The sequence below is a fragment of the Mycobacterium sp. FW102-FHT13B02 genome (genome assembly GCF_058790275.1).
On the sequence record NZ_JBYTCM010000008.1, the window covers coordinates 216,717 to 235,216 of the forward strand.

The 18,500-nt window shown below is 66.8% G+C and carries 16 protein-coding genes and 1 pseudogene; 12 read left to right on the forward strand and 5 right to left on the reverse strand.

The window, feature by feature from the left end; genetic code table 11:
* Window positions 1–8 precede the first annotated feature (8 nt).
* Both rocD and ddaH read right to left on the reverse strand, forming a co-directional pair.
* On the reverse strand, window positions 9–1,256 hold the full coding sequence (gene rocD, locus AC3WTE_RS16700) for an ornithine--oxo-acid transaminase (RefSeq protein ID WP_492439151.1): 1,248 nt from the start codon (window positions 1,254–1,256) through the stop codon (window positions 9–11).
* Window positions 1,250–2,128 carry a dimethylargininase gene (ddaH, locus tag AC3WTE_RS16705; RefSeq protein ID WP_492439153.1) on the reverse strand — a complete coding sequence of 293 codons (879 nt, stop codon included), beginning with the start codon at window positions 2,126–2,128 and terminating at the stop codon, window positions 1,250–1,252. The genes rocD and ddaH overlap by 7 nt, the downstream gene beginning before the upstream one ends.
* Window positions 2,129–2,249: 121 nt before the next feature.
* Between ddaH and AC3WTE_RS16710 the strand changes: the two genes are divergently transcribed.
* The 7 genes and pseudogenes from AC3WTE_RS16710 to narI form a co-directional block, all read left to right on the forward strand.
* Complete coding sequence (locus AC3WTE_RS16710) at window positions 2,250–2,714, forward strand: Rv2324 family transcriptional regulator (protein ID WP_492439155.1); 465 nt, start codon at window positions 2,250–2,252, stop codon at window positions 2,712–2,714.
* A gap of 38 nt (window positions 2,715–2,752) precedes the next feature.
* Window positions 2,753–3,979, forward strand: coding sequence for an NAD(P)/FAD-dependent oxidoreductase (locus AC3WTE_RS16715; protein ID WP_492439156.1), 1,227 nt, complete (start codon window positions 2,753–2,755; stop codon window positions 3,977–3,979).
* A gap of 85 nt (window positions 3,980–4,064) precedes the next feature.
* Window positions 4,065–5,120, forward strand: coding sequence for a tellurite resistance/C4-dicarboxylate transporter family protein (locus tag AC3WTE_RS16720; protein ID WP_492439158.1), 1,056 nt, complete (start codon window positions 4,065–4,067; stop codon window positions 5,118–5,120).
* 254 nt (window positions 5,121–5,374) lie between these two features.
* Window positions 5,375–9,058 carry a nitrate reductase subunit alpha gene (locus tag AC3WTE_RS16725; protein WP_492439160.1) on the forward strand — a complete coding sequence of 1,228 codons (3,684 nt, stop codon included), beginning with the start codon at window positions 5,375–5,377 and terminating at the stop codon, window positions 9,056–9,058.
* A complete protein-coding gene (narH, locus tag AC3WTE_RS16730) occupies window positions 9,055–10,713 on the forward strand; it encodes a nitrate reductase subunit beta (RefSeq protein WP_492439162.1) in 1,659 nt (552 codons plus the stop codon). The genes AC3WTE_RS16725 and narH overlap by 4 nt, the downstream gene beginning before the upstream one ends.
* Window positions 10,710–11,363, forward strand: a complete 654-nt coding sequence (gene narJ, locus AC3WTE_RS16735) for a nitrate reductase molybdenum cofactor assembly chaperone (RefSeq protein ID WP_492439164.1) — start codon at window positions 10,710–10,712, stop codon at window positions 11,361–11,363. The genes narH and narJ overlap by 4 nt, the downstream gene beginning before the upstream one ends.
* 7 nt (window positions 11,364–11,370) lie before the next feature.
* Window positions 11,371–12,090, forward strand: a pseudogene (gene narI, locus AC3WTE_RS16740) (respiratory nitrate reductase subunit gamma); the annotation flags it as partial.
* Here narI and AC3WTE_RS16745 read toward each other — a convergent pair.
* The 3 genes from AC3WTE_RS16745 to mftR form a co-directional block, all read right to left on the reverse strand.
* Window positions 12,091–13,365, reverse strand: a complete 1,275-nt coding sequence (locus AC3WTE_RS16745) for a VOC family protein (RefSeq protein ID WP_492439219.1) — start codon at window positions 13,363–13,365, stop codon at window positions 12,091–12,093.
* Between the two features lie 2 nt (window positions 13,366–13,367).
* Window positions 13,368–13,883: an RNA polymerase sigma factor gene (locus tag AC3WTE_RS16750; RefSeq protein WP_492439165.1), complete on the reverse strand. Its 516-nt coding sequence runs from the start codon at window positions 13,881–13,883 to the stop codon at window positions 13,368–13,370.
* 103 nt (window positions 13,884–13,986) lie between these two features.
* Window positions 13,987–14,619, reverse strand: coding sequence for a mycofactocin system transcriptional regulator MftR (mftR, locus tag AC3WTE_RS16755; RefSeq protein WP_492439167.1), 633 nt, complete (start codon window positions 14,617–14,619; stop codon window positions 13,987–13,989).
* 101 nt (window positions 14,620–14,720) lie between these two features.
* On the opposite strand from mftR, the gene mftA reads away from it, so the two are divergent.
* The 5 genes from mftA to mftE all read left to right on the forward strand — a co-directional run bounded on the left by mftA (window position 14,721) and on the right by mftE (window position 18,493).
* Window positions 14,721–14,828, forward strand: coding sequence for a mycofactocin precursor MftA (mftA, locus tag AC3WTE_RS16760; protein ID WP_459366670.1), 108 nt, complete (start codon window positions 14,721–14,723; stop codon window positions 14,826–14,828).
* A gap of 2 nt (window positions 14,829–14,830) precedes the next feature.
* Window positions 14,831–15,175 (forward strand): mycofactocin biosynthesis chaperone MftB, encoded by a 345-nt coding sequence (gene mftB / locus AC3WTE_RS16765; RefSeq protein WP_459366669.1) that lies wholly within the window; start codon window positions 14,831–14,833, stop codon window positions 15,173–15,175.
* On the forward strand, window positions 15,172–16,404 hold the full coding sequence (gene mftC, locus AC3WTE_RS16770) for a mycofactocin radical SAM maturase (protein WP_492439170.1): 1,233 nt from the start codon (window positions 15,172–15,174) through the stop codon (window positions 16,402–16,404). The genes mftB and mftC overlap by 4 nt, the downstream gene beginning before the upstream one ends.
* Before the next feature lie 3 nt (window positions 16,405–16,407).
* Window positions 16,408–17,583: a pre-mycofactocin synthase MftD gene (mftD, locus tag AC3WTE_RS16775; RefSeq protein ID WP_492439172.1), complete on the forward strand. Its 1,176-nt coding sequence runs from the start codon at window positions 16,408–16,410 to the stop codon at window positions 17,581–17,583.
* 136 nt (window positions 17,584–17,719) lie between these two features.
* Window positions 17,720–18,493 carry a mycofactocin biosynthesis peptidyl-dipeptidase MftE gene (mftE, locus tag AC3WTE_RS16780; RefSeq protein ID WP_492439221.1) on the forward strand — a complete coding sequence of 258 codons (774 nt, stop codon included), beginning with the start codon at window positions 17,720–17,722 and terminating at the stop codon, window positions 18,491–18,493.
* The last annotated feature ends 7 nt before the right edge of the window (window positions 18,494–18,500 follow it).

Genomic DNA, 18,500 nt, shown 5'->3' on the forward strand with positions numbered 1-18,500 from the left:
CTATGGGTTTACCACCGCGCCGCCGGCGGTTCGGCCAGCACCTCGGCGAATCGGTCCATCGCCCAATCGATTTCGGCCGGGGTGATCACGAGCGGCGGGGCGAACCGCAGCGTCGGGCCGTGCGTGTCCTTGGTCAGCACACCGCGCTCGGCGAGCCGCAGACTGACCTCGCGTCCCGTGCCGACGGCGGGGTCGAGGTCGACGCCGGCCCACAGGCCCAGCCCGCGCACGGCGGTGATGCCCTGCCCGATCATCGCGGTCAGACGCGCGTGCAGGTGCCGGCCGAGTTCGGTTGACCTGGACTGGAATTCGCCGCGCTGCAACATGCCGACCACCGTGGTGCCGATGGCCGCGGCCAGCGGATTGCCGCCGAATGTCGACCCGTGCTCGCCGGGATGCAGCACGCCGAGCACATCGCGGTCGGCCACCACCGCCGAGAGCGGCACGACGCCCCCACCCAGGGCCTTGCCCAGCAGGTAGACGTCGGGTACGACATCCCAGTGGTCGCAGGCGAACGTGCGGCCGGTGCGGGCCAGGCCGGACTGAATCTCGTCGGCGATCATCAACACGTTGCGTTCGGTGCACAGGCCGCGTACCCGCGGCAGGTAGCCGTCCGGCGGCACGATGATGCCGGCCTCGCCCTGGATCGGTTCGATCAGCACCGCGGCGGTGTTGTCATCTACGGCCGCGGCCAGCGCATCGGCGTCCCCGAACGGCACCGAGCGAAAGCCGGGCGTGTACGGGCCGAAGCCCTGTCGCGCCGTCTCGTCGTCGGAGAAGCTGACGATCGTCGTGGTGCGGCCATGGAAGTTGCCCTGCGCCACAATGATGTTCGGTTCCGTCACGCCTTTGACGTCCCGGCCCCACTTGCGCGCGACCTTGATCGCGCTCTCGACGGCTTCCGCGCCGCTGTTCATGGGCAGCACCAGATCTTTGCCGCACAGCTGGGCGAGTGCCGCGCAGAATGGACCGAGGCGGTCGGAATGGAATGCGCGGCTGACCAGCGTCACGGTGTCCAGCTGAGCGTGGGCGGTCGCGAGGATCTCAGGGTTGCGGTGACCGAAATTGACCGCCGAATACGCCGCGAGGCAGTCCAGATAGCTGCGGCCCTCGGGGTCGGTGATCCACACCCCGTCAGCTGATGCCGCGACAACCGGCAGCGGGGCGTAGTTGTGTGCGGCGTAGCGGTTCTCGAGGTCGATCAGCGCAGCCGTGCTGCCGGATGCCCCCGGCGTTCCCGCAACGGCCTTCAGCATGACGTCGAGTACACCTCCAGTGTGCAGCACTTCACCGAACCGCCGCCCTTGAGCAATTCGGACAAGTCGACACCGACGGGCCGGAAACCAGCGGCGGCGAGTTGGGCGGCGAAGCCCGTGGCCGCGGCCGGATGAACCACGTTCAGTCCGTCCGAAACCGCGTTGAGGCCGAGCACGTCGGCGTCGGCATCGGTGACCTCGATGACGCCCGGAAACATCTTGCGCAGCAACGCCACCGACGTGGCGCCGAAGGCCGGGGGATAGAACGCGATGGTTTCGTCGTCGAGGACGGCCAGGGCGGTATCGAGGTGGTAGAAGCGGGGGTTGACCAGCTGCAGGCTGACCACCGGCAGCCCGGACAACTTGGCGACCTCGTCGTGCGACTGGCGGTCCGTTCGGAATCCATAGCCGGCCAATATCTTCGAGCCGATGATCAGCAGGTCGCCCTGGCCCTCGTTGGTGTGCTCGGTGTACAGCGGGCAGTACCCGTGGTCGAGCAGCCAGCCGGCGTAGGCCACCGATTCGCCGGTCCGCTGGGGGTAGGTGAACCTGGCGATGATGGCGACCTTCTCGAACCCGTCGTCGAGCACCAGTCCGCCGTTGGCGGCGTACACCATGTCGGGCAGTCCGGGGATCGGGTCGACCAGTTGGACGGTATGGCCCAGGCTCCGATACGTCTGGACCAGACGCTCCCACTGCCGCACCGCCAGCGCGGTATCGACGCTCTCAGAAGTGTCCATCCAGGGGTTGATCGCGTACTCGACGGCGAAATGCGTCGGCCGGGTCATCACGTAGTGCCGAGGGCGGGCTACCCGGTCTGGTCGCCAACCCGCGTTTGGTGTCGCCATCTTGACGACATCAGTAATCGTCATAATTCGATGGTAGGAGCACTATTGCGTGCAAGCAATCGATGCTTGTTGCGCGTGTGTAACAGATCTATTGTTTGAAGACTCGCGATTCGACAATCTATTGCGTGACGGAGGTACGCGGTCGGTGGAAACTGTCGACGAGACCGATGAGCGCATCCTGGCCGAATTGGCGGACAACGCACGCGCCACGTTCGCCGAGATCGGCGAACGGGTGGGCCTCTCCGCGCCCGCGGTCAAGAGACGCGTCGACCGGCTGCTCGCCACCGGCGTCATCCGCGGCTTCACCACCGTCGTCGACCGCAATGTAATCGGTTGGGGGACAGAGGCGTACGTCCAGGTGTACTGTCACGGCACCATCACACCGGCCCAGCTGCGGGAAGCCTGGGAGGGCATTCCCGAGGTGGTCTCGGCCGCGACGGTGACCGGCACCTCCGACGCGATCCTGCATCTGGTGACCCGGGACATGAGGCATCTGGAGGCGGTGCTGGAGCGCATCCGGGGTAGTGCGGCCATCGAACGCAGCGAGAGCATCGTGGTGCTGTCCAACATCGTGGAGCGCAGGGTGCGCGGGGGCTGGGGGCACGGCTAGCCCCGCGCCGACGCCACCTGGTGCTCTGCTGAGCAGCGATGGACAGGGTGGCCGACCTCCGGTCGGCTGCATCGTGTAAGAAAGCCCACGTGACTACAAACGGAGGCATCGTCATCGTCGGTGGCGGTCTGGCTGCCGCGCGTACCGCCGAGCAACTGCGCAAGGCCGAGTACGCCGGGCCGATCACCCTGATCAGCGATGAGGTCCATCTGCCTTACGACCGGCCGCCGCTGTCGAAGGACGTGCTGCGCGCCGAGACCGACGACACGACCCTCAAACCGGCCGAGTTCTACGACGAGAACAACATCACGCTGCTGCTGGGCTCGGGCGCGGTCAAGCTGGACACCGACGCCCAGACCGTGACCCTCGCGAGCGGTGACGTCGTCGCCTACGCGGAACTGGTCATCGCGACGGGTCTGGTGCCCCGGACCATCCCGTCGCTGCCGGCCCTCGACGGCATCCGGGTGCTGCGCACCTACGACGAGTCGGTGGCGTTGCGTGAGCACGCCGGTTCGGCCAAGCGCGCGGTGGTGATCGGCGCCGGGTTCATCGGTTGTGAGGTGGCGGCCAGCCTGCGCACGCTGGGTATCGATGTGACGATCGTCGAGCCGCAGCCCACGCCGCTGGCGTCGGTGCTGGGCACCGAGATCGGCGAGCTGGTGGCCCGCCTGCACCGCGCCGAGGGCGTCGACGTGCGGTGCGGCGTCGGGGTCACCGGCGTGACCGGCACAGATCATGTCGAGAAGGTGCAGCTGGCAGACGGCACCGAACTGGACGCCGACGTCGTCGTCGTCGGTATCGGTTCGCGCCCGTCCACGGACTGGCTGGAGGGCAGCGGCATCGCGGTCGACAACGGCGTCGTGTGCGACGCCGCCGGCCGCACCAGTGCGCCGAATGTCTGGGCCATCGGTGACGTGGCCTCGTGGCGGGATGCCGCCGGACACCAAGTGCGGGTGGAACATTGGAGCAACGTGGCCGAGCAGGCGCGGGCGATCGTGCCGGCGATGCTGGGCCAGGAATCCAACCCGGCCGTGGTGGTGCCGTACTTCTGGAGCGATCAGTACGACGTCAAGATCCAGTGCCTCGGTGAGCCCAAGGCCGGCGACACCGTGCACATCGTCGAAGACGACGGCCGCAAGTTCCTGGCGTTCTACGAGCGCGACGGGGCGGTTGCCGGCGTGGTCGGCGGCGGCATGCCGGGCAAGGTGATGAAGAACCGGGCCAAGGTCGCGGCCGCCGTCCCGATCGCCGACGCGTTGGGCTGAGTACCCTTGCGATTAGTGCACGATTTTCCGCGCGCCACGCGGGAATCGTGCACAAGTCCCCAGGGTGCCGTGTTTGGCTGTCGGCATGACTGGTGACGCAAGCCGGGGTGGCCTCCGCGAGGCGGTGCGCACCCTGGAACCGGGCTACTTCGCACTGGTCATGGCGACCGGCGTGGTTTCGACCGCGATGCACGTGCATCGGGTCGCGGCGGTGTCGGAGCTGCTGCTGTGGATCGCGGGCATCGCCTACGTCGTGCTGGTCGCCGGCAATCTCGCACGGATCATGTTGTTCGGTGCCAGCTTTCGGGCGGACCTGGCCGACCCGCAGCGCAGTTTCACCATGTTCACCTTCGTCGCAGGCACCAATGTGCTGGGCACCCGGTTGCTGGCCGACGGGCATGTCGGGTCTGCGGTGTGGCTGTTGGGCGTCGGTTTCCTGGCCTGGCTGATCCTCGGGTACCTGATTCCGTGGACCGCGGTCCTCGGCCATCCGGAGGGGCCGACGTTGTCACAGGTCAACGGGACGTGGTTTCTCGCAGTGGTCGCCAGCCAGTCCGTCGCGGTGTTGGCGGCCGCGTTGCAACCGATGCTCGGTTCCTGGCACCGAGAGCTGGCGCTGCTCGCCGTCGTGTGTTGGTCGGTCGGCGGGTTCCTCTATGCGGCAGCTGCCATCCTGGTCGCCGTGCGCATGCTGCTGTATCCGGTCAGTGCCCAGGAGCTCACCCCGCCGTATTGGATTGCGATGGGAGCCACGGCAATTACCGTGCTGGCCGGTGCCCGCATGGTGCAGATGGTCGACACCCCGCTGATCGCGGCGACGCGCGGGCTGATCGCCGGCGTGGCAGTGCTGTTCTTCGGCTTCGGGACCTGGCTCATTCCGGCGCTCATCGCTGCCGGTGTCTGGCGGCATCTGGTCCAGCGCGTACCGCTGAACTACGTCACCGCGCTGTGGAGCATGGTCTTCCCGTTGGGCATGTACGGGGTGGCGGGTCATTACCTCGGCCTGGCCGATGACGTGCCGGTGCTGGTCGCGTTCGGTGACGCCGAGGGCTGGGTGGCATTGGCGGCCTGGGCGGCGACGTTCGTTGCGATGGTGTGCCACCTGGTGGCTCGAGTACTGCCTGGGCGGACGGCAAAGTAGGCCCAATTCGCTGCCAGGCTATTCCTTTTCGGATGATCGGGTCGGCTGGTCGGGTCTTTCGGCGATGCTGTTGGTTCGCGTCATTTCGACGAAATTCATACTCGCGTCGATGAGTCGTGCTTGTCTGGGTGGCGGGCACGTTGCGGTGTTCGGTCCGAGCGGTCGGCGAGCGAGGTGGGGTCAGCGATGACGGACAGCGGCGCAGTAGGGCAGCACAGCGTAATACCCGGGCCGGTGGGCGAGGCCGTTCAGTCGTGACATCCGAGGCTCACGCGGGCGGGCGCATCGAGGAATTTCTGATCGACAGTGCGCGGTTCTTTCCCGGCGGGACGGTGTCCGACGACGGCCGTATCGTCACGCGGCAAGGTGGTCGTGAGGGCGACGTGTTCTATCGCGACAGGTGGAGCCACGACAAGGTGGTGCGGTCCACCCACGGCGTCAATTGCACGGGGTCGTGTTCGTGGAAGGTGTACGTCAAGGACGGCATCATCACCTGGGAGACTCAGCAGACCGACTATCCGTCGGTGGGTCCCGATCGTCCCGAGTACGAGCCGCGCGGGTGCCCGCGGGGTGCGGCGTTCTCCTGGTATACGTATTCGCCGACGCGTGTGCGTTACCCGTACGGGTGCGGCCTCCTCGTCGACATGTATCGGGAAGCCAAGGCCCGCCTGGGTGATCCGGTGTTGGCGTGGGCAGATATTCAGGCTGATCCCGAGCGTCGGCGCCGTTACCAGCAGGCCCGCGGCAAGGGTGGCCTGGTGCGCATCACGTGGGCTGAGGCCACCGAGATGATCGCCGCTGCGCACGTGCACACGATCAAAGAGCACGGGCCGGACCGGATCGCGGGGTTTTCGCCGATCCCGGCGATGTCGATGGTGTCATTCGCAGCGGGTTCCCGGTTCATCGAGTTGCTCGGCGGCGTGATGACGTCGTTCTACGACTGGTACGCCGACCTCCCGGTGGCGTCGCCGCAGGTGTTCGGGGACCAGACCGATGTGCCGGAGTCCGGTGACTGGTGGGACGCGGCTTATTTGATGCTGTGGGGTTCCAACGTCCCGGTGACCCGTACCCCTGATGCGCACTTCATGGCAGAGGTGCGTTACCGGGGCACGAAGGTGGTCACCGTCAGCCCGGACTATGCCGACAACACGAAGTTCGCCGACGAGTGGATGCCGTGTGCGGCCGGCACCGACGGTGCGCTGGCCATGGCGATGGGCCACGTCATCTTGTCGGAATGCTTTGTCCGCAAACGGGTCCCGTTCTTCATCGATTATGTGCGGCAGTTCACCGATCTGCCGTTCCTGATCAAGCTCGAAGAACGGGGCGGGGGCTTGGTGCCGGGCAAGAACCTGACGGCCGCCGACCTCGGGCACGAGGTCGAGTACGCCGCGTTCAAACCGGTATTGCTGGATGGGGTCACCCGTCAGGTCGCGGTGCCCAACGGCTCGCTGGGACACCGGTTCGGCGAGGACGGGGTCGGCAAGTGGAATCTGGAACTCGGCAGCATCGTGCCGGCGTTGACGGTCGCCGAACACGGTTCCGGGACCGCTGAGGTGGTACTGCCGTCGTTCGACACCCTCGACGGCCACGGCGAGACGCTGCGGCGGGGTGTTCCGGTGTTACAGGTGGGCGAACACACGGTGTGCACGGTCTTCGATCTGATGCTTGCGCAGTACGGGGTGGCGCGTCCGGGGCTGCCCGGCGAGTGGCCGGCCGGGTACGACGATGACACCCGGCCGTACACTCCGGCCTGGCAGGAGTCGATCACCGGAGTCCCTGCGGCGCAGGCGATTCGGATCGCGCGCGAGTTCGCCCGTAACGCGGAGGAGTCCGGCGGTCGGTCCATGATCATCATGGGCGCGGGCATCTGCCAGTGGTTCCACGCCGACGCCACCTATCGCGCGGTGCTGGCGATGCTGCTGCTCACGGGTGCCATGGGCCGCAACGGCGGTGGCTGGGCGCACTATGTCGGCCAAGAGAAATGCCGGCCGGTGACCGGCTGGGCGGCAATGGCGATGGGCACCGACTGGTCGCGCCCACCACGTCAAGTGGCCGGCACATCATATTGGTACGTGCATGCCGATCAGTGGCGTTACGACGGTTACCGCGCCGACGCCCTGTCCAGTCCGGTGGGGCGGAATCTGTTCACCGGCAAGCACACTATGGACGTGCTGGCCTCATCGACGGCCATGGGCTGGAATCCGTTCTATCCGCAGTTCGACAGATCGAGCCTCGACCTCGCCGACGAAGCCGCCGCGGCCGGTGCAGACATCCCCGGTTATGTGGCCCGGCAACTCGGTTCGGGCGAGCTGAAGCTGGCGATCACGGACCCGGACAATCCGAAGAACTGGCCGCGGGTGCTCAGTGTCTGGCGGGCGAATCTGCTGGGCTCGTCCAGCAAGGGCAACGAATATTTCTTGAAGCACCTGCTGGGCACCGCTTCGAACCTGCAGGCGCAGCCGGCACCAGAAGCGGTGCGGCCCAGGGATGTGGTGTGGCCCGACGACGTGCCCGAAGGCAAGCTCGACCTGCTGATGTCGATCGACTTCCGCATGACCTCGACGACCATGTTGTCCGACGTGGTGCTGCCGGCGGCGACGTGGTACGAGAAGGCCGATCTGTCCAGTACCGATATGCACCCGTTCGTGCACGCCTTCACGCCGGCCATCGACCCGCCGTGGGAAACCCGGTCGGACTACGAGGCGTTCGGTGCCATCGCCCGCGCCTTCAGCGTGATGGCCCGCAAGCATCTGGGCAGCCGCACCGACGTGGTGATGGGTGCTTTCCAGCACGACACCCCCGGCGCGATGGCGTATCCCGCTGGAGTGCAGAAGGATTGGCGTGAAACCGGCGAGATTCCGGTGCCGGGAAAGACGATGGCGCCGCTGGTCGTGGTGGAGCGCGACTACGGCGCGATCGCCGAGAAGTGGTCGACGCTCGGCCCGTTGGTGGACACACTCGGGTTGACCACCAAGGGCATCACCACCATCCCCGACCGCGAGGTGGCAGAGCTCGCGGTCAAGTTCGGCGTGATGGATTCCGGTGCGGGCCAGGGCCGCCCGGCTGTGACGACGGCCGAGCGGATGGCCGACGTCATCCTGGCGCTGTCCGGTACGACCAACGGGCGTCTTGCCGTGGCGGGCTTCAAAGAGCTGGAACGGCGCACCGGCCGGCGGCTGGTGCAGTTGGCCGAGGGCAGTGAGGAGAAGCGCGTCACGTACGCCGACGCCCAGGCCCGTCCGGTTCCGGTGATCACCAGCCCAGAATGGTCCGGCAGCGAGACGGGCGGCCGCCGCTACGCGCCCTTCACGGTGAACATCGAACTGCTCAAGCCGTTCCACACGCTCACCGGGCGCATGCACTTCTACCTCGACCACGACTGGCTCGAGGAGCTCGGCGAACAGCTGCCCACTTACCGGCCGCCGCTGGACATGGCGCGGTTGTTCGGCGAACCCGAGTTGGGCTCGAGTGACGGGGTGGGACTGACGGTGCGATACGTGACGCCGCATTCCAAATGGTCGATCCATTCGGAGTACCAGGACAACTTGCTCATGCTGTCGCTGTCGCGCGGTGGCCCGACCATGTGGATGAGTCCAGGGGATGCCGCGAAAATTCAAGTACAGGACAATGATTGGGTCGAGGCGGTGAACCGCAACGGCGTGGTGGTGTGTCGGGCCATCGTGTCGCACCGGATGCCGGCGGGCCTGGTGTACGTCTATCACGCCCAGGAGCGCACCATCGACGTGCCGCTCACGGAGACCACCGGCCGGCGTGGTGGCATCCACAACTCGCTGACCCGGCTGCACATCAAGCCCACGCATCTGGCGGGCGGATATGCGCAGACGACGTTCGCGTTCAACTACCTCGGTCCGACCGGAAACCAACGTGACGAGGTGACGGTGGTGCGCCGTCGTAGCCAGGAGGTGCGGTACCAGTGAAGGTCATGGCCCAGATGGCGATGGTGATGAATCTGGACAAGTGCATCGGTTGCCACACCTGCTCGGTGACTTGCAAGCAGGCGTGGACGAACCGGGCCGGCACCGAGTACGTGTGGTTCAACAACGTGGAAACCCGTCCCGGGCAAGGGTATCCACGCACATACCAGGATCAGGAGAAGTGGCGCGGCGGCTGGGTGCGGGACAAGCGCGGGCGGCTGCGACTGCGCGATGGCGGTCGGTTCGCCAAGCTGGCCCGCATCTTCGCCAATCCCAAGCTGCCGTCGATCGATGACTACTACGAGCCGTGGACCTACGACTACGAGAACCTGATGTCGGCACCGCTGGGGGAGCACATGCCGGTGGCTCCGCCGCGTAGCTTGATCAGTGGCGAGCCGATGAAAGTGTCATGGTCGGCCAACTGGGATGACAACCTGGGCGGTTCCACCGAGATCGTGCCGGATGACCCGATCCTGCAGAAGGTCTCCCACCAGGTGAAGCTTGAACTCGAGCAGACTTTCATGTTCTACCTGCCCCGGATCTGCGAGCATTGTCTGAATCCCGCGTGTGTGGCGTCGTGCCCGTCGGGTGCGATGTACAAGCGCGCCGAGGACGGCATCGTGCTCGTCGACCAGGACCGGTGTCGCGGCTGGCGGATGTGCGTCTCCGGATGTCCTTACAAGAAGGTGTATTTCAACCACAAGACCGGTAAGGCCGAGAAGTGCACCCTGTGTTACCCGCGTATCGAGGTGGGCCTGCCGACGGTGTGCTCGGAGACCTGCGTCGGCAGGCTGCGCTACCTGGGCCTGGTGTTGTACGACATGGACCGGGTGCTCGCGGCGGCGTCGGTCGAGGACGACAAGGATCTCTACGCCGCGCAGCGGGATATTCTGCTGGACCCGGGGGATCCGGAGGTCATCGCCGGTGCGCGGGCTTCGGGGATCTCCGATGAGTGGATCGAGGCCGCCCAGCACTCTCCGATCTATGCGCTGATCCAGACCTATGAGGTCGCGCTCCCGCTGCATCCGGAATTTCGCACCGTGCCGATGGTCTGGTACATCCCGCCGCTGTCACCGGTGGTCGACGCCGTCAGCCGGGACGGCCATGACGGCGAGGAACTGGGCAATCTGTTCGGCGCCATCGACGCCCTGCGCATCCCGATGGAGTACCTGGCCGGGTTGTTCACGGCGGGGGACACCGCGGTGGTCGACCGCGTGCTCAAACGGCTGGCGGCCATGCGGTCGTATATGCGCGACATCAACCTGGGGCGCGAGACCCAGCCGCACATCCCGCAGTCCGTTGGCATGACCGAAGAGCAGATGCACAGCATGTACCGGCTGCTCGCGATCGCCAAATACGACGAGCGGTATGTGATTCCGACGGCGTACAGCGCCGAACTGCCTGGCCTGGAGGAACCCGGGTGCTCGCTCTCGTTCGACGGTGGGCCGGGCATGTACGAGTCCGGACCGTTCGGTGAGGCCAGCGGCATGCCGGTACCGGTGGCGGTCGAGACATTCCATGCGCTGCGCGACCGGCAGACCAGCGAGAGCATGGCGGCCAACGAGCGGGTCCCGTCGCGGCTGAACCTGCTGAACTGGGACGGCCGCGGAGCGCCGTCGGGCCTGTTCCCGAACCGGCGCGGCGGAGGGTCGAGATGAAGCTCTGGGGCAAGGACCGCACCCTGGCCGATCGATTGGTGTGGCAGTCGGCGTCATTGCTGTTGACCTATCCGGATGAGAGGTGGCCGCAGCGGCTCGACACTGTGGATCGGCTGCGTGCCGGTATCAGCGGTGAGCCGGCGGCCCTGATCGGCGAATCCGTTGCAGCGCTCCGTGATACGACGCCGTCACAGGCCGCCATCGACTACGTCGATACCTTTGACATGCACAAGCGCGCCACGATGTACCTGACGTACTGGACGGCCGGTGACACCCGGAATCGCGGCAGCCACATGCACACCTTTGTCGAGACGTACCACGGCGCCGGTGTTCCGGCGCCGAAAGACGAAGCACCCGACCACCTTCCGGTAGTGCTGGAATTCGCTGCCACCGTGGACCCCGACGCGGGGCGCCAGTTGCTGGTCGCCCACCGGGTACCCATCCAGGTCTTGCTCGGAGCGCTGACCGCACGCCGGTCGGCCTATGCCCCGGCCGTCGCGGCGGTGTGCACGACATTGCCGCTGGCGACGGAGCGGGACGTGCAGTCCGCGCACCGGCTGACGGCGCGCGGGGCACCCGTCGAAGCTGTTGGGCTGGAGCCGTTCACATTGACCGTGCCGCCGCGCCAGGCGGCCCGGGGAGGTCGCTGAGATGGACCGGATTTTCTGGGACGTCATCCCGTACGTGACACTGGCGATCGTCGTCGTCGGTAGTTGGTGGCGTTATCGGTACGACAAGTTCGGCTGGACGACGCGCTCGTCGCAGTTGTACGAATCGAGGCTGCTGCGCATCGCCAGCCCGCTGTTCCACTTCGGCATCCTGGTGGTGATCCTGGGTCATGCGATCGGTCTGTTGATTCCCGAATCCTGGACCACCGCAGTCGGTCTCAGTGAACACGCCTACCACCTGCAGGCGGTCCTGATGGGCTTTCCGGCCGGCGTCGCGACATTGACCGGCATCGGGCTACTGATCTACCGGCGCCGGACCACCGGCCCGGTGTTCATGGCCACCACCGTCAACGACAAGGTGATGTACGTGTTCCTGGTCGCCGCCATCGCGGCGGGGCTGACGGCGACGACGTTGGGCTCGGGCTATGTCGGGGAGGCCTACAACTACCGCGAGACCGTGTCGGTGTGGTTCCGGTCCATCTGGGTGTTGCAGCCCCGCGGTGACCTGATGGAGGAGGCGCCGGCGTACTACCAGGTGCACGTAGCGATGGGGCTGGCGCTGTTCTGCCTGTGGCCGTTCACCCGACTGGTGCATGCGTTCAGCGCGCCGGTCGGGTACCTGTTCCGGCCGTACATCGTCTACCGCAGCCGTGACGTGGCGCGCCAGGGCGAGCTGATCGGTTCAGAGCCCCGCCGCCGCGGCTGGTAGTCACACCGAGCCGAGGTAGAAGCGCGCGCCCTGGTCGTCGGTGCACAGCGCTGACATCCCGTACGGCTGCCGAGACGGTTCGTCGATGACGGTGCCCCCGGCTTCGCGGACCCGTGCCACCGCGGCGTCGACGTCCGTCACGGTCCACATCGGGACGGCGATGGTCTGCGCCGCACCGCCGGCGAGGCCGGACATCGGGTGGCACTCCTGCACCGCCCAGCCGTCCTCGATCCGGCCGGGCTCGAACGTCCAGGACAGCACCCCGCCGTAGAACTGCTTGAACGCCGCCGAGTCTGGTACTTCGTAGGTCAGATACGAAAGTTCGCCCGGGCCAGCACCGTTCAGCTCGGGCCGGGGGATGCCCGGCGCAGGTTGGAACACCGCGAAATCCGTGCCCTGCGCATCCGTCGCGTCGAGCGTCGCGCCCCACTCGTGCTCCTCGGGCGTGCTCACCTGACCGCCCGCGGCCAGGATCGCCTGCCGCGCGGCGTCGAGATCGCGCACCGCATAGCAGCAGAACACCGTCTGCGGACCGGTGGTCTCGAAGATGCCGGTGCGCATCCGGGTGTTCGTCACCTGCCGTGTGGTGGGGTCATAGACCCAGCCGAGGACATGCCCATAGAAGGCGGCGGCCCGCTGGGCATCCGGCGTCTGCACCGAGATGTAGCCGATGTCGCCGTGCCGGATGGGTACGACGGCGCCGGGTATGGGTCCCGCGAGCATCCAGCGGTGGCCGAACGGGTCGATCACCACGGCAGTCCGCGAGCCGTGGGCTTCGTAGGGCTCCCGCTGCACCTGTGCGCCGTGCCGCCGGGCCTGCGCCAGGGCGGCGTCGGTATCCGGCACCGCGAGCATCAGGCTGACCGAAACCGACTGGGGAGCAGGTGCTTTCAACCCGATTTCGGGAAATTCGTCGGCCAGGTACAGCACGCCTCCGGCCAGCGCCAGCTCGGCATGCCCGATGCGGCCGTCGTCCATGACGATCGGTTCCCCGACCACGACGGCACCCAGCGCGTCGACGTACCAGGTGATCGCAGCCCGGGCGTCCGTGACGGCAAGGTAGGGCAGGGCCGCCGGTCGGGGCACCTCGACGGTGGCGGCAGCAGGTGCATTCAGTTCGGCGATGGCGGTGTCGGTTCCACTCATGACAACTCCTTTCGGGAGGGTGACGGCGGCTGCCAACCGTTCGCGCAGCCGGGCCGCGAAAGCCGGGTCGGGCTGCACGGGAAGTTCGCCGCCGGCCAGGACCGTCAGCGGGTCGTGACTGTTGGGCATGGTCATGACGCACCTCCGTCCTGGTATTCGGTTCGGAATGCCCGCCGGGCCCGCACCAGTAGTGCCTCGGTGGCGTGCACAGTGCGTCCGATCAACGCGGCGCATTCGGGCACCGGGCGGTCGTCCAGATATCGCAGTGTCAGCACCATGCGGTGCTGTTCGGGCAACCGGGCCAGCGCGGCCTCGGCGACCAGCCGGTCCAGTTCGGCATCCCAGTCATCGAAAGGCTCTGCGGGCTCGGGTGTTTCGGGAACGGGGACGGTGAAGCGGTCGTGTCTGCGGCGGTAGTGGTCGGCGAGCTTGTGCCGGGCCACGCCGATCAGCCACGGCACCGAGATCACCGGCGGCGAGTCGCGACGGGCGGCGTCCATCGCCGCCAGAAACGTCTCCGACGTCAGGTCCTCCGCGGTGCCCCGATCGCCGCAACGCCGCACGAAATACCCGTAGATCAAGGGCAGCGCCGAGTCGTACAGCGCCAGCAGCGTCTGCGGAGCATCACCGTCTGATTCGCCCCTCACACCCTTATCGTCGCGTCAAGCGACGACTTTCCGACGCCCCTGCCGCAATTTCCCGCGATTTGTGCGCAAAACAGTTCGCTCAGCGCGCCGAACCGTGCACACATCACACGGCGCGCAGGCCGCCGCGGACGACGTCGAAGGCCTCGCCGAGGGCATCGGGCAAGGAGACGGTCTCGTCGGCCAGCCACTGTTCGTAGGCGGTCAGCGCCACGCCGAGCACTGTCCACGCCACGGTCTGGGGCACCAGGTCCGTCGGTTTGGCGTCCAGCCGGCGCGCGACGAACGCCGCGATCACGCCCCGCCAACCCGCGTACATCGTCATCGAGTACGCCTGCAGCGCATCGGTCTGCAGGATCACCTGCATCCGGCGTCGGTGCCGGGGCGTCTCGGCCTCGTCAAAGCTGTTGAACTCCAACAGAGCTGACCGCAGCGCAGCGTCCAGCGGTATGTCGTGGGGGATGGCATTCAGCAGGTTCCGCAGCTCAGTCAGGCTGGCGTCGAAGTCGGCCCAGGGAATGGCGTTCTTCGACGAGAAGTACCGGAACAGCGTGCGTCGGGATATTCCGGCGGCGTGGGCGACGTCGTCGACGCTGACGTCGTCGAAGCCGCGGGTCGCGAACAGTTCGAGCGCCACATGGGTGATGTGGTCGCGCGTGGTGGAACGGCGACGGCCCACCCGGCCGTGCTGTGGGGCGGTCCCGGCGCCCGGCCCGGGACGCTCCGATTCGGTCCGCATCAGACCCGCCCTTCCTTTTCGGCACTCGATGCCATATTCTTGCGACTTGGATCACAGTTGTCGAGTACCGGCAACTGACACGGTAGCGAAAGGGGCGATCCATGGACTCGAATCAGCACGCCGAGGTTGACACTGCAACCGGCTCCGATCTTGTCACCGAGACTCTGGTCGAAGAGGTCTCGATCGACGGTATGTGCGGGGTCTACTGACCGTGTCTGCACCAGCCGCGGCCCGGACCGGGTCAGAGGTGGCCTTCGATCCTGACCGCGGCTGGCGGCTGCACCACCAGGTCGCAGTCCGCCCCGAACCATTCGGCGCCTTGCTGTATCACTTTGGTACGCGCAAACTTTCGTTCCTGAAGAACCGGACCATCGTCGAGGTGGTCAACTCGTTGGCCGGCCATCCGGACGTCCGCAGCGCCCTTCGTGCCGCAGGCATCGACGACGCCCAGCAGGGGCCGTATCTGCACGCGTTCGGCGTGCTGGTGCAGTCCAAGATGCTGGTTCCCGCCGAACAAGACAGCGCAAACAGCCCAGAAGGATCCATCACTTCATGACCGCAACGGCACCCGTGCCCCGGCTGATCGAGCAGTTCGAGCACGGCCTCGACGCGCCCATCTGCCTCACCTGGGAACTGACCTACGCCTGCAACCTGTCTTGCGTGCACTGCCTGTCATCGTCGGGCAAGCGCGACCCGCGCGAGCTGAGCACCCAGCAGTGCAAGGACATCATTGACGAGCTGGAACGCATGCAGGTGTTCTACGTCAACATCGGCGGCGGCGAGCCGACGGTGCGGTCGGACTTCTGGGAGCTCGTCGACTACGCCACCGAGCATCATGTCGGCGTCAAGTTCTCCACCAACGGCGTGCGCATCGACGAGGCCGTCGCTGCCAAGCTCGCCGCGAGTGACTATGTGGACGTTCAGATTTCGCTTGACGGCGCCACCGCGGAGATCAACGACGCGGTGCGTGGACCGGGCTCGTTCGCCATGGCGATCCGTGCGCTCGAGAACCTGTCCGCTGCCGGTTTCAAGGACGCCAAGATCTCGGTCGTGGTGACCCGCCACAACGTCGACCAGCTCGACGACTTCAAGGCTCTCGCCGACAAATACGGTGCCACCCTGCGCATCACCCGCCTTCGTCCCTCCGGTCGCGGCGCGGATGTGTGGGACGACCTGCACCCCACCGCCGAGCAGCAGGTGCAGCTGTACAACTGGCTGGTCGCCAAAGGGGAGCGGGTGCTCACCGGAGACTCGTTCTTCCACCTCTCGGGCCTCGGCGAGCCGGGTGCGCTGGCCGGTCTGAACCTGTGCGGCGCCGGTCGCGTGGTGTGCCTGATCGACCCGGTGGGCGATGTCTATGCCTGCCCATTCGCCATCCATGAGCGCTTCCTCGCCGGAAACATCTTGAGCGACACAGGCTTTGGGGCTGGTTTCCAAAACGTCTGGCAGAACGCCCCACTGTTCCGCGAGCTTCGGGAACCGCAGTCGGCGGGTGCCTGCAGCAGCTGCGGGCACTACGACAGCTGCCGTGGTGGCTGCATGGCGGCCAAGTTCTTCACCGGTCTGCCGATGGACGGCCCGGACCCCGAGTGCGTCCAGGGCTTCGGTGAGCCTGCGCTGGCGCAGGATCGGGACAAGCCGAAGTCCCACCTCGACCACTCCCGTAGCGGGGGCGCCGATCCTTCCCGTCGCTCCGCTCGCCCCGCCAGGGCCCCGATACCCCTCAAACTCCTGGCCATGCCGGCCAAGGCCCCGCAAAAATTCTGTAACGAAAGTCCCGTTTAGATCATGGCTCGTGATACCTGGTTCGAAACCGTCGCCATCGCGCAGGAGCGCGCGAAGAAGCGGCTCCCCAAGTCCGCCTACTCCTCGCTGATCTCGGCGAGCGAGAAGGGACTGACCGTCGCCGACAACGTCGCCGCGTTCGGCGAGCTCGGCTTCGCGCCGCACGTCATCGGTGCGCTGGACAAGCGCGAAATGGCCACAACTGTTATGGGTCAAGAGATTTCACTGCCCGTGATTATTTCTCCCACCGGTGTGCAGGCCATCAACCCCGACGGCGAGGTCGCCGTCGCACGCGCGGCCGCGGCCCGCGGTACCGCCATGGGGTTGTCGTCGTTCGCCAGCAAGCCGATGGAAGAGGTCATTGCGGCCAACCCCAAGACGTTCTTCCAGATCTACTGGCTCGGAAGCCGCGACGACATCGCGGCCCGGGCCGAGCGCGCCCGCGCGGCCGGCGCCAAGGGCCTCATCGTCACCACCGACTGGAGCTTCTCGCACGGCCGCGACTGGGGCAGCCCCAAGATCCCGGAAAAGATGGATCTCAAGACCATCGTCAAGATGAGCCCCGAGGTCATGACCAAGCCGCGCTGGCTGCTGCAGTGGGCCAAGACCATGCGGCCGCCGGCCCTGTCGGTCCCGAACCAGGCGACGGGTGGGCAGGCCGCGCCGCCGTTCTTCCAGGCCTACGGCGAATGGATGGGCACCCCGGCGCCGACCTGGGAGGACATCGCCTGGCTGCGCGAGCTGTGGGGCGGACCCTTCATGCTCAAGGGCGTCATGCGCATCGACGATGCCAAACGTGCTGTGGACGCCGGTGTTTCGGCCATCTCGGTGTCCAACCACGGCGGTAACAACCTGGACAGCACCCCGGCGTCCATCCGGGCGCTGCCGGCCATCGCCGAGGCCGTCGGCGACCAGATCGAGGTTTTGCTGGACGGTGGCATTCGCCGCGGCAGCGACGTGGTCAAGGCACTGGCGTTGGGCGCCCGCGCGGTGATGCTCGGCCGGGCCTACCTGTGGGGGCTGGCGGCCGAGGGGCAGGCCGGCGTCGAGAACGTGCTGGACATCATGCACGGGGGTATCGACTCGGCTCTGCGGGGTCTGGGCAAGGCCTCGATCCACGATTTGGGGCCGGACGACATCCTGGTACCGGAGGGCTTCACCCGGCGCCTGGGCGGCTGAGGCGGTCCGGCGGTGCCGGGATTCGACGGGTCCGCTGATACGCGCGATACTGACGTGGCTGACGTGAAGGTCAATGGGGTCTTGACAACCACGTCGATTTGACCATTCGCTACGAATCGTTGCGCATACGGCAACAATTGGCGCACAGCAGGCAAATTCGGCTTACCATCGGCGGGTGCCTTTTCCCAGCGAGCTCGGGAACTCGACGTCGAGGCAGTTGCAATCCATGCAGCCTTCGTTGATCGTCCCGCTTGGTTCCACCGAGCAGCATGGGCCGCACCTGCCGCTGGACACCGACACCCGGATCGCGGAGGCGGTGTCGCGGTCCGTGGCCGTGCAGCTGCGTGAGACGACGACGCCCGGCGTCGACCAGCCCACGTGGCTGGTCTCGTCTGCCATCAGTTACGGCGCCAGCGGTGAGCACGAGAGTTTCCCCGGCACCATCTCGATCGGCCTGGCCGCGTTGGAGCATTTGCTGGTCGAGTTCGGGCGGTCGGCCTGCAACTGGGCCGGCCGGATCGTGTTCGTCAACGGTCACGGCGGCAATGTGGCAGCGCTGACAGCGGCGACGGCCTTGTTGCGGGCCGAGGGGCGCGACGTGGCCTGGTGCCCGTGTACGGCCGCGGGCGCGGACGCCCACGCCGGCCATACCGAAACGTCTGTACTGCTGCACCTTTCACCGGCCGATGTCTGGTTGGAGGAAAGCGTCGTCGGCAACACCGCGCCGTTGCCGGAGCTGCTGCCGGCACTGCGCAGCGGCGGAGTGGCCGCGGTCAGCCCCGTCGGCGTGCTGGGCGATCCGACGACGGCCACCGCGGACGAGGGGTCCCGTATCTTTACAGAAATGGTCGGCGGCTGTGTGCGCAGGATCAGCACGTGGCGGCCGGGCCCGGGGGGCATGCTCGCATGATGGGGGT

Coding starts and splice junctions, on each gene's coding strand:
- rocD (WP_492439151.1), bottom strand. CDS start 1,256: ATGCTGAAGGCCGTTGCGGGAACGCCGGGGGCATCCGGCAGCACGGCT.
- ddaH (WP_492439153.1), bottom strand. CDS start 2,128: ATGACGATTACTGATGTCGTCAAGATGGCGACACCAAACGCGGGTTGG.
- AC3WTE_RS16715 (WP_492439156.1), top strand. CDS start 2,753: ATGGACAGGGTGGCCGACCTCCGGTCGGCTGCATCGTGTAAGAAAGCC.
- AC3WTE_RS16720 (WP_492439158.1), top strand. CDS start 4,065: ATGACTGGTGACGCAAGCCGGGGTGGCCTCCGCGAGGCGGTGCGCACC.
- narJ (WP_492439164.1), top strand. CDS start 10,710: ATGAAGCTCTGGGGCAAGGACCGCACCCTGGCCGATCGATTGGTGTGG.
- AC3WTE_RS16745 (WP_492439219.1), bottom strand. CDS start 13,365: ATGCCCAACAGTCACGACCCGCTGACGGTCCTGGCCGGCGGCGAACTT.
- mftR (WP_492439167.1), bottom strand. CDS start 14,619: ATGCGGACCGAATCGGAGCGTCCCGGGCCGGGCGCCGGGACCGCCCCA.
- mftA (WP_459366670.1), top strand. CDS start 14,721: ATGGACTCGAATCAGCACGCCGAGGTTGACACTGCAACCGGCTCCGAT.
- mftC (WP_492439170.1), top strand. CDS start 15,172: ATGACCGCAACGGCACCCGTGCCCCGGCTGATCGAGCAGTTCGAGCAC.
- mftD (WP_492439172.1), top strand. CDS start 16,408: ATGGCTCGTGATACCTGGTTCGAAACCGTCGCCATCGCGCAGGAGCGC.